The organism is Cronbergia sp. UHCC 0137 (genome assembly GCF_034932285.1).
GTDB lineage: Bacteria > Cyanobacteriota > Cyanobacteriia > Cyanobacteriales > Nostocaceae > Cronbergia.
Genome location: NZ_JAYGHC010000047.1, coordinates 27,169 through 41,903, shown reverse-complemented (window position 1 = coordinate 41,903; position 14,735 = coordinate 27,169). Strand labels below are relative to the sequence as shown.

Sequence of the window (14,735 nt, the reverse complement as noted above, 5' to 3'; positions counted from 1 at the left end):
CTAGAGCATATAGCAGGAGTCAGGAGTCAGGAGTCAGGAGTCAGGAGTCAGGAGTCAAACCCTGTTGTGAAACTCGTTTCATCAATGGCTTACGTCAAGCTGCGCTAACAATTGATGTCCTAACCACCTTGGCGGTTGCTATAAATGCCAGAATCTAGAGAGGAATAGACTGTGGAGCAGAAAATTAATTGTGCTGAAGCTTGCGTCAACGGATGCGTTTTGGGTGATAAATGCCCTAACATCGAGTTTAGAGAAGCAACCTCAAAATTTATCGAAGAGACATCCCTAGACCAAATGCTAGAAATGGCAGAAGAAAGATTGCGGAAAAAGATGACAGAACCGCCAAAATGGGTTTTCCCCGAAGATTCCTAAAACCTTTTACCTTTGCTCCTCTGCTTCTTTGCGCGAAACACAAACTATGAATTTACTCCAACTTTTAAGCGGTGAAGATCATCACCCGTCCTTAATTACACCTGATGGCGCAGTAATTACCTATCAACAGTTACGCGAGAATATCAAAGTTCTAATCTCTCAACTTCACAGTTTTGGGTTAAAATCCAAGGATGCGATCGCTATTGCCATGACAAATGGTACACCAGTAGCGATTACCTTTCTAGCTGCGGCTTTGTCTGGTATTGCTGCACCCCTTAACCCTAAATATAAACAAGAAGAATTTGCTTTTTATTACCAAGATACCCAAGCAAAAGCCCTAATTACCCTACCGGGAACACCAGAAGCAGCATTAGCAGCCGCTACACCCGATATGATGTTAATTGAAGCTAATGTGAATAGTGACGGTACTTTAAATTTTACCTTAATTAAACCAACATCAACAACATCAACTAACCCAGAATTACCCAACGGTGATGATGTGGCAATGATTCTGCACACTAGCGGGACAACTAGCCGTCCTAAACGTGTACCTATTCGTCATCGTCACTTAATCGCTTCAGTTGATAATATCATTGATGCCTATTCCTTAACACCAGCAGATACAACTTTTGGGTTAATGCCCCTATTCCACATTCACGGATTAGTCGGTTGTCTATTAGCAACTTTAGCATCAGGAGGAACTTTAGTTTGTCCCAATGGTTTCAATGCTTTGGAATTTTGGAAACTGGTGGATATCTACAAACCCACTTGGTATTCATCATCCCCGACAATGCACCAGATGATTTTAGCACGGGCAAGCCGAAATTTAGAGATTGTTAAAGCCAATCCTTTCCGCTTTATTCGTTCTAGTAGTGCGGCTTTACCTCTGGTAATTATAGAACAAATGGAAGAAGTTTTAAATTCTCCTGTGTTGGAATCCTACAGCATGACGGAAACATCCCATTTAATGACAAGTAACCCCTTGCCTCCCAAAGTTCGCAAAGCTGGTACTGTGGGTTATGGATGCGGTGTAGAAGTGGGGATTATGGATGATGAAAACAACTTTTTATCACCAGGAAATTTAGGGGAAGTGGTGGTAAAAGGGGCAAATGTGATTGATGGTTATGAAAATAATCCAGAAGCTAACGCTAAAAGTTTTGTCAATGGTTGGTTTCGCACAGGTGATCAAGGCAAAATAGATGAAGATGGTTATTTAAAGTTAACTGGTAGAATCAAAGAACTAATTAACCGGGGTGGGGAAAAAATTTCACCTTTGGAAGTTGATGATGCGTTGTTACGACATCCGGCTGTGTCTGAGGCTTTAGCCTTTGCAGTTTCTCACCCAACTTTAGGTGAAGAGGTTCATGCGGCTGTGGTGTTGAAAACAGAAGTTGATGCAAAGGAACTTTTAAGCCACTGCTCGACTATGTTAGCAGATTTTAAAGTTCCTAAGCAAGTTCATATTTTATCAGAGTTACCCCGTGGGGCTACAGGTAAGCTACAACGTTTAAAAATGGCGAAATTCCTGAATATTGGTTAAACAGTACCTATGAAAATCTGTATTGTTGGTGCTGGTGCCATTGGTGGTTTGTTAGGGGGTAAATTAGCTCTTGCTGGTGAGGAAGTGACGCTAATTGCTCGCGGTTCTCATTTGGCTGCAATCCAAGAAAAAGGGCTGGAATTAAGATTAATTGATGGTTCTAGCCAAGTTGTTACCCCGACTTTAGCTACTGATGATATTACGCAAGTTGAAGCCCAGGATGTAGTAATTTTGGCTGTGAAAACTAATGGTGTGGGAGCGATCGCTCCTCTTCTTCCTAGTTTATATCATCAACACACAATGGTGGTGACAGCGCAAAATGGTTTTCCTTGGTGGTACTTCCGCAAGCATGGTGGTGAGTATGAGGGAATAAGTTTGCAATCTGTTGACCCAGATGGGATCATAGAAAACTATATTGATATTGATCGGGTAATTGGCTGTGTAGTCTATCAAGCCGCAGAGATAGTAGAACCGGGAGTGATTAAACACATTGAAGGTGAGCGATTTACCTTGGGAGAACTGGACGGAACAAAAACTGAACGTATTCAATTATTAGCTGAGTCGTTGAAAAAAGCCGGATTTAAAACACCAGTACGTGATCAAATTAGAACAGAAATATGGGTGAAATTATGGGGTAATTTAGCCTTTAATCCCATTAGTGGTTTAACTGGTGCAACTCTAGAAGCCATTGCCAGATATCCTTTGACCCGTGAACTAGCAAGAAACATGATGTTAGAAGCTCAAGCGATCGCTCAAAGGTTAGGTATTAATTTTGGCATTAGTTTAGAACAACGGATTAATGGTACAGAAAAAGTTGGCGCACATAAAACATCAATGTTACAAGATATCGAAGCCGGACGACCAACAGAAATAGAAGCGATCGTTGGTGCGGTGATAGAATTGGGTAAACTCACTCAGATTCCCACACCTCATATTGAGGCAATTTACGCCAGTGTTAAATTATTAGAAGCAACAAAATATTAAAAGAATAGGGATAGAAGTAAAATATAAACGCAAATCTGTTACAACGGTACAGTCTCATTTATCAGGGTCAGCAATATCTACCTTTCGTTCTGAGCCTAAAGTTTAGAGAATATTCTACCAGTTCCTAGTCCCCTAGAAAAATTCTCTCTGAGTGTGTATCAGTTACTAAACTAATGCGTTAAATTGTTAATTCGTAGGTGAAATATAGAGGTCAGGAAGAAATGGGTGTTGATGCAACTGCTGATGAACTTGTGAAAGTGCCTCCCAATGGGCATAAATCGGAATTAAAGAGTCAGAAACAAAAGAAACTACTAACACCTAGTACAACTACAGGAGAAATTTCCCGTTCTTGGAAAATTGAAGACAGTGAAGACCTCTACCGGATTCAAGGTTGGGGACAGCCCTATTTTTCCATTAATGCTGCTGGTCACATCACAGTCTCCCCCAAAGGTGAACGGGGTGGTTCGTTGGATCTGTTTGAATTAGTCAATGCTTTAAAACAGCGCAATTTAGGACTTCCCCTATTAATTCGCTTTTCTGATATTTTAGAAGACCGGATTGAACGGTTAAACGCTTGTTTTGCTAAAGCGATCGCTCGCTATAATTACCCAGGGGTGTATCGTGGTGTATTTCCCGTCAAATGTAACCAGCAAAGGCACTTAATCGAAGATTTAGTCAGATTTGGTAAACCTCATCAATTTGGGTTAGAAGCTGGTTCTAAGCCAGAATTAATGATTGCTCTGGCCGTATTGGATACCCCAGGCGCATTGTTAGTTTGCAATGGCTACAAAGACCAGGAATACGTGGAAACAGCCATGTTATCCCAAAGACTAGGCCAAACACCAATCATCGTTTTAGAACAGATTGAAGAGGTGGATTTAGTCATCGCTGCTCACCGTCAATTGGGGATTAAGCCGATTTTGGGGATACGGGCTAAACTCAGTACCCAAGGGATGGGGCGCTGGGGAACTTCCACGGGCGATCGCGCTAAATTTGGCTTAACAATTCCCGAAATTATGGGAGCAGTTGACAAACTACGGGAGGCTGATCTACTCGATTGCTTACAGTTATTACATTTCCATATTGGTTCGCAAATCTCCGCCATCAATGTGATTAAAGATGCCATCCAAGAAGCCAGCAGAATTTATGTAGAATTAGCGGCTTTGGGTGCAGATATGAAATATCTCGATGTCGGTGGTGGCTTGGGTGTAGATTACGATGGCTCTCAAACCAACTTCTACGCCTCGAAAAACTACAATATGCAGAACTACGCCAACGATATTGTAGCCGAGTTAAAAGATACCTGTGCTGAACGTCAGATCCCCGTCCCCACCTTGGTGAGCGAAAGTGGGAGAGCGATCGCTTCCCATCAATCAGTGCTGATCTTTGATGTTCTCAGCACCAGCGAAGTCCCCCTAGACCTCCCTGAACCTCCCCAAGAAACAGAATCCCCAATTATCAAATATCTCTGGGAAACCTACCAATCCATCAACAAAGAAAACTATCAGGAGTTCTACCACGACGCAGCCCAATTTAAAGAAGAAGCCATCAGTCGGTTTAATTTGGGAATTTTGCGACTTCAAGAACGCGCTAAAGCCGAACGTCTTTACTGGGCTTGTTGTCGGAAAATTCTGGACATCACCAGACAGGAAGAATATGTACCCGATGAACTGGAAGACCTAGAAAAAATCATGGCTTCCATCTACTACATCAATCTTTCTGTGTTTCAATCAGCACCAGATTGTTGGGCGATCGACCAGCTATTTCCCATTATGCCCCTACACAAGTTAGATCAAGAGCCGACACAGAGAGGAATTTTAGCAGACCTCACCTGTGATAGTGATGGAAAGATTGATCGCTTTATTGATCTACGGGATGTTAAATCTGTTTTAGAATTGCACAAATTCCAACAGGGAGAACCTTATTATTTGGGAATGTTCCTCAATGGAGCTTACCAAGAAATCATGGGCAATTTACACAACCTTTTTGGCGACACCAATGCTGTTCACATCAACTTAACCCCCAAGGGCTACCAAATTGAACACGTCGTTAAGGGTGATACCATGAGTGAAGTGGTCAGCTATGTTCAGTATGACTCTGAATATCTGGTAGAAAATATTCGCCAAAGATGTGAGCGTGCTTTAGAAGAAAACCGGATCTCTCTAGCAGAATCCCAACGACTGCTACAAACCTACGAGCAAAGTTTGATGAGATATACTTACTTGAATAGTTAATGATTCGTAATTGGTGATTGGAAAAAACTCTTACCAATTACCAATTACCAATTACCAATCACCAATCACCAATTACCAATTACCAATCACCAATCACCAATTACCAATTACCAATCACCAATCACCAATCACCCATTACCAATCACCAATCACCAATCACCAATCACCCATTACCCAACAATTCAGCGATCGCTTGGCGTTCCACAGGGGTATGTATAGGTGGTGTCTGACGTGCATCAGTAATTAACCAGTCTAAAGCCGCAGCTTGGACATCAATCGCCGTACCAGTTTTATCCACACAGTAACGACCAAACACCAACTTATCAACCAAGCGCACACCAGGACCCAGGCGCGACCATTCAAAAATTACACTATTTTCTACAGTAGCCCCACTACAAATCCAGCAATTGGGTCCAATCATCGCTGGTCCAATAATTTTCGCCCCGTCTTCAATTCTGGTCATCCCACCAATGTAGACGGGTCCAGTAATCTCCACTTTGTCCCAATTTACAGCCACATTTAAACCAGTAAAAATCCCTGGTGCGACTTCATGACCGGGAATTTGTACATTTTTGATTTCCCCTAGCAGTACACCACGAATCGCCCGCCAATAATCTGGGACTTTACCAATATCTACCCATTCAAAATCCATCGGAATAGCGTAGAATGGTGCATCAATTTCCACCAATTTGGGGAACAACTGCCCACCAATGTCATATTCTATCCCAGAAGGAATATAATTGAATACCTCTGGCTCAAAAATATAAATACCTGTATTGATATTAGTGCTAAGAGCTTCTTCTGTTGTCGGTTTTTCTTGGAAAGCCTTAATGCGATTATCGTCATCAGTGACAACTACACCATAGCTAGAAACTTCATCCCTGGGGACAGATTTTGTGATAATGGTAGCGATCGCTCCTTTGGATTTATGCCACTTCACCGCCGAAGTTAGATCTAAATCAATTAAAGCATCACCACACAACACCACAAAGGTCTCATCAAAAAATGGCGAAAAGTCTTGGATACGGCGCATACCTCCAGCCGAACCCACTGCTTCCCCCACTAATTTCCCATCATCATCAATTTTTCCTTCAAAAGAATAAGCAATCTGTACGCCAAACCGTTGACCGTCGCGGAAATAATTTTCTATTTCCTCCGCCAAATGGCTAACATTGACCATAATCTCGTCAAATCCATGTTGGCGTAACAGTTCCAGTAAAAATTCCATCACTGGCTTTTGCAGGATGGGAATCATCGGCTTAGGAATTGTATAAGTAATAGGGCGAACGCGAGTACCCTTACCCGCCGCGAGAATCATCGCTTTCATAAAATTTTATTCCTCAACCACAAGCCAGTTTAATATGAACTACCCATACCTACCACATAAAGTCTGATTTTATACAAACATTTTAGTAGGATTGGATTTTTAAAGTTTCATTATGATAACTCTCATAGACGGTCTTCAGCAAAAGGAAGTGATAATTAGGTTAGGCTTAAAAATTGTCCTTGGGATAGGCCAGGGAAAAAAAGGGTTTTATCTTTACTTTTCTTTACACAGTTGGATTTTATTGTTCCTACCTGCTTGTATATAGAGTACAGTATTTTGAGTCATGTCAGACAAATTTTCTCAAATCAGCTTTTCAGCTTGATCAGATACTCCCTTAGCACTAAGAGACTTCCAAATAAAAAGTATTGACGTAAGTTATGGACGGGGGAATTAGGGTAATCTGGGTATTTTCAAACACCCTTTAAAACCCCCTCCTAAAGCCAGAAGTATGTTCTACTTGCCCTTTGCCCCAGATTTAGCAGCTTTGGCGGCTTTTTTGGCGGCTTTTTCCGCTTCTATTGCTGCTTGCTTGGCCTGCTCTTTTTCTTCGGCGATTTTGTTGAGATAGTAGTGATAGTCTCCTAAGTAAACGCGAAATTCACCATCCCGAATTTCGACGATTTTGTTGGCTACTTGGGAGATAAAATATCGGTCGTGGGAAACAACGATCGCTGTACCATCATAGTTCTGTAGAGCCTCTTCTAGCATCTCTTTGGCAGGAATATCTAGGTGGTTTGTAGGCTCATCGAGGATGATTAAGTTTACTGGACATAGGAGCATTTTTGCCAGCGCTAAACGGGCTTTTTCGCCTCCACTTAGTGCAGCAACTTTCTTAAATACGGTGTCACCAGCAAATAAAAACCGTCCTAAAATGGTGCGGACTTCTTCGTTTGTCCAGTCGGGAACTTCATCATGGATGGTTTCCATGACGGTTTTGTTTAAATCTAGGGCTTCGGCTTGATTTTGCTCGAAGTAACCAGGAATCACGTTATGATCCCCTAATTTAACGATCCCTTCCGTGGGTGGTTCTAGACCCATGATAATTTTTAACAGAGTAGATTTACCTGCTCCGTTGGGTCCAAGGAAGGCTATGCGATCGCCCCTTTCAATCAACAGATTAGCAGCTAAAAACAAGATTTTATCGCCATAAACATGAGTTAGCTCTTTAATTTCCACCACTTCTCTACCACTCCGGGGTGCGGGGGGAAAGCGGAAATGTAAGGTTCTGACTCCAGCAACGGGGGCTTGAATGCGCTCTATTTTCTCTAGTTGTTTTTCCCGGCTTTTTGCCTGGGTACTGCGGGTAGCACTAGCCCGAAACCGATCTACAAAGGTTTGCTGCTTTTCGATTTCTTTTTGCTGACGTTCAAAGGCGCTGAGTTGGGCTAGTTGATTTTCAGCTTTTTGTTCTAGATATGATGAGTAATTTCCCAGATAAGAACTAGAAACACCCCGTTCTGTTTCGACAATTTGGTTACACAAACGGTCTAAAAATTCTCGGTCATGGGAGACGATTACCATGGGGGTAATTAGCCCTCGGAGGTAATTTTCTAGCCATTCGATAGTTTCTAGGTCTAGGTGGTTTGTAGGTTCATCCAGCAGTAATAGATCGGGTTTTTGCAGAAGGATCTTACCCAAACTCATCCGCATTTGCCAGCCACCACTAAAGGCACTGACTAAGCGATCGCCATCTTCGACCCCAAACCCCATTTCTGGTAAGATTTTACCTATTCGAGAATCCAGATTATAGCCATCCAGAGCTTCAAATTGCCGTTGTAAGCGATCTAATTTGTTAATTAGTTGGTCTAATTTTTCTGGGTCAGCGGTTCCCATCTCCTGCGTTACCTGGTTTATAGACATTTGAACTGCGTTAGCTTCTTTAAAGACAGTCCAAAATTCTTCATTCACCGTGCGGCTAGGGTCTACTTCAAATTCTTGGTTCAGGTACGCAATGTGTAAACTATTAGGACGAATAATTTGCCCAGCAGTGGGTTCAATTTCCCCAGAGATGATTTTCAGTTGGGTGGATTTCCCCGCACCGTTCACACCGACTAAGCCAATGCGATCGCCTGGTTTAACTTCCCAGTTGATATCTTTGAGAACTTCGCCTGTGGGATAAATTTTACTGATATGTTCAAGTCGCAGCATGAAGTGTCTCTCAGGTAGAGGATAGGTAGTTGATGGGCAATGCTAACGCCGTATTCTATCTTAACAAAATTTAACCACAAAAAATAAAAAAAGGGGAGGAATGGGGAAATGAACATAATGGGCATAATAATTCATTTCCTGCCCCCTGCCTCCTGCCTCCTGCCTCCTACACTGCACCGCTATTTTTATTGAATAGAATGGTGATAGTTTGCAAAATTAACTTTAAATCGTAAACTAAACTCCAATTTTTCTGGTACTGCAAATCTAAACGAATTACATCTTCAAAACTGCGTACATTGGAGCGTCCCTTAACTTGCCATTCTCCAGTCATTCCGGGTTTAACATCAAAACGTTGCCATTCCGGTACTTCGTAACGTTCCACCTCATCAGGAGTTGGTGGTCTTGTCCCAACTAAACTCATTTCACCTCTGAGAACATTCCAAAATTGGGGTAGTTCATCTAAACTGGTGCGACGTAAAAAACGCCCTACCCGCGTAATTCGGGGATCGTTTTCATTTTTAAAGAAAGCACCTTGGACTTGGTTAACCACCTGGGATTTTTTAGCTTCCGCATCTTTGCACATCGAGCGGAATTTCCAAATAGCAAATCGCTTACCCATCCAACCACAACGAACTTGACTAAAGAAAAGGGGTCCGGGATCGTCGATTTGTACGGCAATGGCAATAGGAATTAGTAAAATACCTGTAATAGCTAAACCAACCAAAGAACCAATAATGTCTATCAGCCTTTTGACCCAAGAAGCCACAGAAGGATGAGTTTGGGGTAATGGTTCTATCTTGCGAGAGTTATTTTGTCCTGTTTCTGTAAGGTTATTGGCTGTTGTTGCTGAAACTCTTTGAAAAGATTCGATGAAAAACACCTGATCTAGACCAGTCAGGTTTAACACTGCCATGACTTGGGGAGTAACATGACGCAGTGAAAACGTAATACTTTTTTCCTGGGCGGTTTTAAAAATACTAACTAAAGACCCTAATCCGCTACTATCCATAAAGGTAGTATATTCAAAATCAATCACAACTTGTTTGATGTGTGAATTGGATTGGATTAAGTTTTGGCAGGTTTGTTTAAAGCCTACAGCCTCAACCACGCTCAACCGTGCGGATACTTGCACAATGGCGGTATGATTGAGGTAAGTAATTGGGATTTCTGCCTCCGGGGGTTGGCTACTCATGAAGCTCTGCACTTTACTTATCACCTATATTTAATCTGCCAAAGATGCTATAAAATTAACCTGTCTGATGTTGAACCCGTGAAAATTTAGGTGCATCTGTGATTTAGGAGATGGCGAACGGGAGTTCACAATAGAAAAATAAGATAGAAAACTTACTCCCTCTTGTGCCGACGCGATCGCGCTGCTATAATCACATGATTGCTAAAATTACAGTCCAACCTACTGCACGCCTGATTGAGGTCTTTTCTGCTATTCAAGGGGAAGGAGCTAATGTCGGGACACGTCAGATTTTTATTCGTTTTGCTCTTTGTGACTTACGCTGTCACTTTTGCGATAGTTCCCATACTTGGAATGCGCCCTCCACATATCGAGTAGAGAGAACACCTGGACTAAGAGATTTTGAAATTCACTCTAATCCTATCTCATTACCGCTTTTAATTAAATCGGTAGAAAGACAAAATCTACCTAATCTACACGATAGCATTAGCTTAACTGGAGGAGAACCATTACTCCATGCTCCATTTTTGCAGCAATTTTTACCAGAATTGCGAACTGTCACAAATCTACCCATTTATTTAGAAACTGCTGGACACCGCCCTGAACAACTAGCGATGATCATTCCCTACCTGGATTCTGTGGGAATGGATTTAAAATTACCTAGTGTTAGTGGTGAGACTTATTGGCAAGAACACAGAGAGTTTTTACAATTATGTAGAGATGCAAATTTAGATGTTTTTGTCAAGATCATAGTTTCTCAAAAAACTGATCCCCAGGAATTAGAGCGTTCTGCTTTGTTAGTGGCCTCTGTAAGTCAAGATATCCCCATATTTTTACAGCCGGTTACACCATTACCACCATCTGAACAGTTTAGCTCTGTGGCTGTGGATGTTCCCTCTCCCAATCAAGTTTTAGAATGGCAAGCTTTGATGAAGCAGTTTGTTAAAATAGTGCGGGTAATCCCCCAAACCCATAAGATGATTAGTCAAATGTAACGCTGGTTGTTTTTATTTCTATGAACTAAGAATCTCAGTCAATTGAGAGAGGGAACAGGGAACAGGGAACAGGGAACAGGGAACAGGGAACAGAAAAATTATGTAATTAACTCAAGTTGCTAGTTATTAATTTTTCTGATATTTTGTAGTCTGTAGTAGTCTGTAGGGTGCGTCAGACGGAATAATTTAGGCTGAAATGACTAATTTTAAGTTTCTGACGCACCTTGTTTCACTAAAAAAGCAACTTACGTTATTAGTGCGGTGCGTCAGATTGAGAAAATCTGTTAGATGGTCAATTATCGGGTCTGACGCACCCTACAAGAGATAGAATTGATAATGCTTATGTAATAGCTTCTAACCAACGAAGTAAGTCCTCAATGGATGTAAAATCTAATAAAGCCTCGCCAAGGGCTTCTAATTGCTCTAAAGAGAGAATTTTAATTCTTCTTTGAACCTCTTCTGATAGTTTTCCTACTCGTTTTTGTAGTAGGCGTAGGACGAGTGTTTGTCCTTGTTCCCGTTGTCCCCGCTCGTAACCAATGCGCTCGCCTGTGGTAATGTAGCTCATAGTCCGCTCCTGTTCAAACTGTTTAAAATCTTGCCAAAGTTCTGCTTCCAAGGCTGTTGGTAAAATCATAACCCAATCAATAAATCTATACAGGTTACGAATATCTTTTTCTTGCAAACCTATTTCATACAATCGGCGAATTAAGCTAAATTTCCAAGCTTTACGTTCTGCTGGCTTTTTACTTGTTTGCTGTGTCTTCAAATGTGCCATCACAACTATTGCAAATGGATTATCGCTGGTTTCTAATTCTTTCCAACGGTTTTGATAATCTAAAAGTTTGACGGTACCAAATTCAAAGTTAAGCCTGGTATTCGGGTAATTATAACTATATTGATTGGGTCGCCATGTCGGGTCATTATCACACAAAATTGCTAAACTAATGGCAGGTTTACCAAATTTATCAAAGATTCGCAGGTTGTAAGAAAACATTCTTTTTGGAAAAATTTCTTCTGATTTTCCCTGAATTTCTGCATGAATTAATAGCCAAATTTCTTCTCCTTGAATTTGCCAAACTTTAACTAATTTATCTGCATATCGCCGACCTTGTTCAGCTTTGCGGGATATTTGTTGAAATTCCTTATCTAGAAATTCGTGGGGACGTTCCCAATCAATTAATGCTGCTGTTTCAGGAAAGAAAAATTGCATTGCTTGAGGGAAGTAAGCTTCTAAAATTTCTTTCCACGGGCTATCATTATCTGCTCTTTCTAGTTTTTCGTCCATGAGTTTATTTTAATTAGGTATAATTTGTTTGGCGACTGTTTCTGAGACTGGAATTACAGATAAACGATTTCCTTTTTTTACGACTAATAGTTCATCACCGCTAAATTGTTCTTTGAGGGTGGATAGGGAAATAATTTGAGGAAAGGTCTTGACAAATTCAACTAATACTGTTTGCCAACGGGGGGATTCAGGTGTTGATTTTGGGTCGTAGTATTCACTTTTTGGGTCAAACTGAGATGGGTCAGCTATACCTGTTTTGACGACGCGCATTAACCCAACAATACCGGGGGGATTGGTATTTGAGTGATAGAAGAAAACTAGATCCCCTGGTTGCATTTGACGCATAAAGTTCCGTGCTTGGTAATTACGCACCCCGTCCCAGATTGTCTGTTGTTCCTGTTCGAGGTCGGTAATACTATAAGCTTGGGGTTCTGATTTCATTAACCAATAATTCACTGAGTCCATATCTCTAAAAATCTTACGCTGCATTATTTGTTACTTTAGACTTACGCAAAAAATCTCTCAAACTCTTATTTCTCTGTGTTCTCTGTGTCCTCTGTGGTTAAATATTCCGTAACTTGTTCGTAAGTCCTTTGACTTCCGCTCTGGGGAACTATAAACTTTACATAAATACGATCGCACCTTTGGGTTTCTACTCCTGTGGTGGGGATGTAACCATTATTTTCATAGAGTTGGACAGCTTGGGTGAGAAAACTGGCTGTTTCTATCCAAATTTGCTCAAATCCACGGGAGGCGATCGCTCTTTCTAATTGTTGCAATAAATACTTACCTAAACCCAATCCCCGGACGCTGGGTAAAAGGTACATTTTGCGGATTTCTACGGCTTTTTTGCCCCGACGAATTGGATAATATGCTGCCGTACCGACTAGGTTATTTTGGTATTCAATTACCCAAAATTCGCCGCCAGTGGCTAAGTAATATGTTTCTACTTCTACAACATCTTGGTCAGCGCCGTGAGGTTCCCAACCTAAAGCATATTCTGATAATACGGTATTAATTAGTTTTGCTGCTGAAGTGCGATCGCTCTCTTGCCAATCACGAATTAAAAAACCCTGATAATAGTCTTTCACTGTCTTAACTATGGATTCTTGGTTCTGGGTGTAAGGTGGCTAATAATTCACTTTCGACTACAGCCAATTCATCTAGGCGTTGCATGACAATTTCCCGGTCAAAGTATGTATCAGCTAAAACCCAGTACATTCCAAAATGTCGGGCTTCCGATGCCATCAAAGCGCGGTAAAATTTAGCTAGTTCTGGTTCTGGACAGTTAGAGGCTAATAGTCCCAAACGTTCGTGGCTGCGGGCTTCAATTAAGCCTGTGACTAGCAAAGAGTCTAAAAATCGTTCTGGTTCGTGGGGACGAACTTGAGCTTTTAAACCTGCACCGTAGGGAGGGGGAGGAAGAGGTGCAAGGGGTATATTGCGGCGTTCTAACCATTGATTAACCAGTTCAAAATGTTCGAGTTCTTCGCGGGCGATCGCTGTCAACTCCCTGACCATTTTAGTATTAGAAGGGTAGCGAAACATAAAATTTAAGGCTACACCTGCGGCTTTGCGTTCACAGTGGGAGTGGTCGAGTAAGATAATATCTAAGTTAGCGATCGCTTGCTTCACCCAAGCATCACTGGTAGGTTGTTTAAGAGCGTTGATAGTTGGTAAAGGAGAAGTAAGCACAAAAACACAAAACTCCAGATTTAGCCGAGTATTCCATTAAATAGATTGTAATCGCAAATAGCGAGACTATACAAGAATTGTTAATTATTAAATTCTGGGAATTAATTTTTATGGTTTACAGTGATTTTAAATTAAATGAAGTTATTAATAATTTTGGTTTAACTATCAACGAGAAATCAGGATTATTTGCAGATATAGAGGAAGAAGAATGCAGTGATTTATTAACAACTATTTTAACAGAAAATATTGATTTAGCTATTGCCATTAATACAGAAAAAGCCCGATCTGAAATGATCATCAGTCCGATTTTATTAGAAATAAGACGAAAATTTAATTATATTGGTTTATTTTCTGGAATAGATTTTAATGTTGAACCTCAAAAAGGTTTAAATGGCTTTTGTGATTTTATGATTAGTCTTTCTAAAGAGCAACTTTTTGTCCGCGCACCTGTGATTACATTATTAGTAGAATCGAAAAATGAAAATTTGAAGGCTGGTTTAGGACAATGTGTAGCAGAAATGATTGCGGCTCAATTATTTAATGAACAGCAAAATAACTCTATTAAGACAATTTATGGAGTAATAACTATCGGGACAATTTGGCAATTTTTAAAATTAGAAGATAAGATCATTTATATTGATTTGAGTGAATTTTACATCAAAGACATCAAGAAAATTTTAGGTATTTTATCAAGTGCAATTAGACAACAATAGATAGATTATTATAGATAATATTCCTAATTAAAATACTCTCACGGACAACTTACAAGCTAGGTACACAGAATTGTACCTTATTTTTCGTACCCCGTGCGTAAGTCGTGCATAATTAAACCGTAGGTAATTGCTCGTTCTCAGTCTATGGCTGGGAATGCCGCCTCCAATCCCATAATACAGGCTACTTTAAGCGATTTTCTGCTGGTCATTGAGTCAGAGCTTCATCAACTCAATACTTGTCGGTTAAGCT

14 protein-coding genes are annotated in these 14,735 nt (G+C 40.8%); 7 read left to right on the top strand and 7 right to left on the bottom strand.

Features of this window, described 5'->3' with window-relative positions:
• Positions 1-171: 171 nt before the first annotated feature.
• From VB711_RS20255 to VB711_RS20235, 5 genes are all read left to right on the top strand, one after another.
• A complete protein-coding gene (locus tag VB711_RS20255; protein ID WP_323288075.1) occupies positions 172-372 on the top strand; it encodes a hypothetical protein in 201 nt (66 codons plus the stop codon).
• 46 nt (positions 373-418) lie between these two features.
• Positions 419-1,912 carry an acyl--CoA ligase gene (locus tag VB711_RS20250; protein ID WP_323288074.1) on the top strand — a complete coding sequence of 498 codons (1,494 nt, stop codon included), beginning with the start codon at positions 419-421 and terminating at the stop codon, positions 1,910-1,912.
• A gap of 9 nt (positions 1,913-1,921) precedes the next feature.
• Positions 1,922-2,896 carry a 2-dehydropantoate 2-reductase gene (locus VB711_RS20245; protein WP_323288073.1) on the top strand — a complete coding sequence of 325 codons (975 nt, stop codon included), beginning with the start codon at positions 1,922-1,924 and terminating at the stop codon, positions 2,894-2,896.
• Between the two features lie 221 nt (positions 2,897-3,117).
• Positions 3,118-5,130, top strand: coding sequence for a biosynthetic arginine decarboxylase (gene speA, locus VB711_RS20240; protein WP_323288072.1), 2,013 nt, complete (start codon positions 3,118-3,120; stop codon positions 5,128-5,130).
• Positions 5,131-5,147: 17 nt separating this feature from the next.
• On the top strand, positions 5,148-5,360 hold the full coding sequence (locus tag VB711_RS20235) for a hypothetical protein (RefSeq protein WP_323288071.1): 213 nt from the start codon (positions 5,148-5,150) through the stop codon (positions 5,358-5,360).
• On the opposite strand, the gene VB711_RS20230 is transcribed toward VB711_RS20235, so the two are convergent.
• The 3 genes from VB711_RS20230 to VB711_RS20220 all read right to left on the bottom strand — a co-directional run bounded on the left by VB711_RS20230 (position 5,294) and on the right by VB711_RS20220 (position 9,821).
• Entirely contained in the window at positions 5,294-6,457 is a 1,164-nt protein-coding gene (locus VB711_RS20230) for an NDP-sugar synthase (protein ID WP_323288070.1), read from the bottom strand. The genes VB711_RS20235 and VB711_RS20230 overlap by 67 nt on opposite strands.
• 453 nt (positions 6,458-6,910) lie before the next feature.
• Positions 6,911-8,605: an ABC-F family ATP-binding cassette domain-containing protein gene (locus tag VB711_RS20225; protein ID WP_323288069.1), complete on the bottom strand. Its 1,695-nt coding sequence runs from the start codon at positions 8,603-8,605 to the stop codon at positions 6,911-6,913.
• A gap of 166 nt (positions 8,606-8,771) precedes the next feature.
• Positions 8,772-9,821 carry a sugar transferase gene (locus tag VB711_RS20220; RefSeq protein WP_323288068.1) on the bottom strand — a complete coding sequence of 350 codons (1,050 nt, stop codon included), beginning with the start codon at positions 9,819-9,821 and terminating at the stop codon, positions 8,772-8,774.
• 170 nt (positions 9,822-9,991) lie between these two features.
• Between VB711_RS20220 and VB711_RS20215 the strand changes: the two genes are divergently transcribed.
• Positions 9,992-10,789 (top strand): 7-carboxy-7-deazaguanine synthase QueE, encoded by a 798-nt coding sequence (locus VB711_RS20215; RefSeq protein WP_323288067.1) that lies wholly within the window; start codon positions 9,992-9,994, stop codon positions 10,787-10,789.
• A gap of 340 nt (positions 10,790-11,129) precedes the next feature.
• Here the strand turns inward: VB711_RS20215 and VB711_RS20210 are convergent, their stop codons facing one another.
• From VB711_RS20210 to VB711_RS20195, 4 genes are read right to left on the bottom strand one after another with little or no spacing between them, the layout of a single operon-like run.
• On the bottom strand, positions 11,130-12,077 hold the full coding sequence (locus VB711_RS20210) for a DUF4351 domain-containing protein (protein ID WP_323288066.1): 948 nt from the start codon (positions 12,075-12,077) through the stop codon (positions 11,130-11,132).
• 9 nt (positions 12,078-12,086) lie between these two features.
• On the bottom strand, positions 12,087-12,566 hold the full coding sequence (locus VB711_RS20205; protein ID WP_416233598.1) for an EVE domain-containing protein: 480 nt from the start codon (positions 12,564-12,566) through the stop codon (positions 12,087-12,089).
• 41 nt (positions 12,567-12,607) lie between these two features.
• On the bottom strand, positions 12,608-13,168 hold the full coding sequence (locus VB711_RS20200) for a GNAT family N-acetyltransferase (protein ID WP_323288065.1): 561 nt from the start codon (positions 13,166-13,168) through the stop codon (positions 12,608-12,610).
• Between the two features lie 4 nt (positions 13,169-13,172).
• Positions 13,173-13,772 (bottom strand): tRNA-(ms[2]io[6]A)-hydroxylase, encoded by a 600-nt coding sequence (locus VB711_RS20195; RefSeq protein ID WP_323288064.1) that lies wholly within the window; start codon positions 13,770-13,772, stop codon positions 13,173-13,175.
• Positions 13,773-13,882: 110 nt separating this feature from the next.
• Here VB711_RS20195 and VB711_RS20190 point away from each other — a divergent pair, with 110 nt between their 5' ends.
• Positions 13,883-14,485 carry a hypothetical protein gene (locus VB711_RS20190; protein ID WP_323288063.1) on the top strand — a complete coding sequence of 201 codons (603 nt, stop codon included), beginning with the start codon at positions 13,883-13,885 and terminating at the stop codon, positions 14,483-14,485.
• Positions 14,486-14,735 lie beyond the last annotated feature (250 nt).

What these genes read in the sequence shown, in the direction of transcription:
- VB711_RS20245 (WP_323288073.1), top strand. Translation starts at nt 1,922, where the DNA reads ATGAAAATCTGTATTGTTGGTGCTGGTGCCATTGGTGGTTTGTTAGGG.
- VB711_RS20190 (WP_323288063.1), top strand. Translation starts at nt 13,883, where the DNA reads ATGGTTTACAGTGATTTTAAATTAAATGAAGTTATTAATAATTTTGGT.
- VB711_RS20250 (WP_323288074.1), top strand. Translation starts at nt 419, where the DNA reads ATGAATTTACTCCAACTTTTAAGCGGTGAAGATCATCACCCGTCCTTA.
- VB711_RS20210 (WP_323288066.1), bottom strand. Translation starts at nt 12,077, where the DNA reads ATGGACGAAAAACTAGAAAGAGCAGATAATGATAGCCCGTGGAAAGAA.
- speA (WP_323288072.1), top strand. Translation starts at nt 3,118, where the DNA reads ATGGGTGTTGATGCAACTGCTGATGAACTTGTGAAAGTGCCTCCCAAT.
- VB711_RS20205 (WP_416233598.1), bottom strand. Translation starts at nt 12,566, where the DNA reads ATGCAGCGTAAGATTTTTAGAGATATGGACTCAGTGAATTATTGGTTA.
- VB711_RS20215 (WP_323288067.1), top strand. Translation starts at nt 9,992, where the DNA reads ATGATTGCTAAAATTACAGTCCAACCTACTGCACGCCTGATTGAGGTC.
- VB711_RS20230 (WP_323288070.1), bottom strand. Translation starts at nt 6,457, where the DNA reads ATGAAAGCGATGATTCTCGCGGCGGGTAAGGGTACTCGCGTTCGCCCT.
- VB711_RS20225 (WP_323288069.1), bottom strand. Translation starts at nt 8,605, where the DNA reads ATGCTGCGACTTGAACATATCAGTAAAATTTATCCCACAGGCGAAGTT.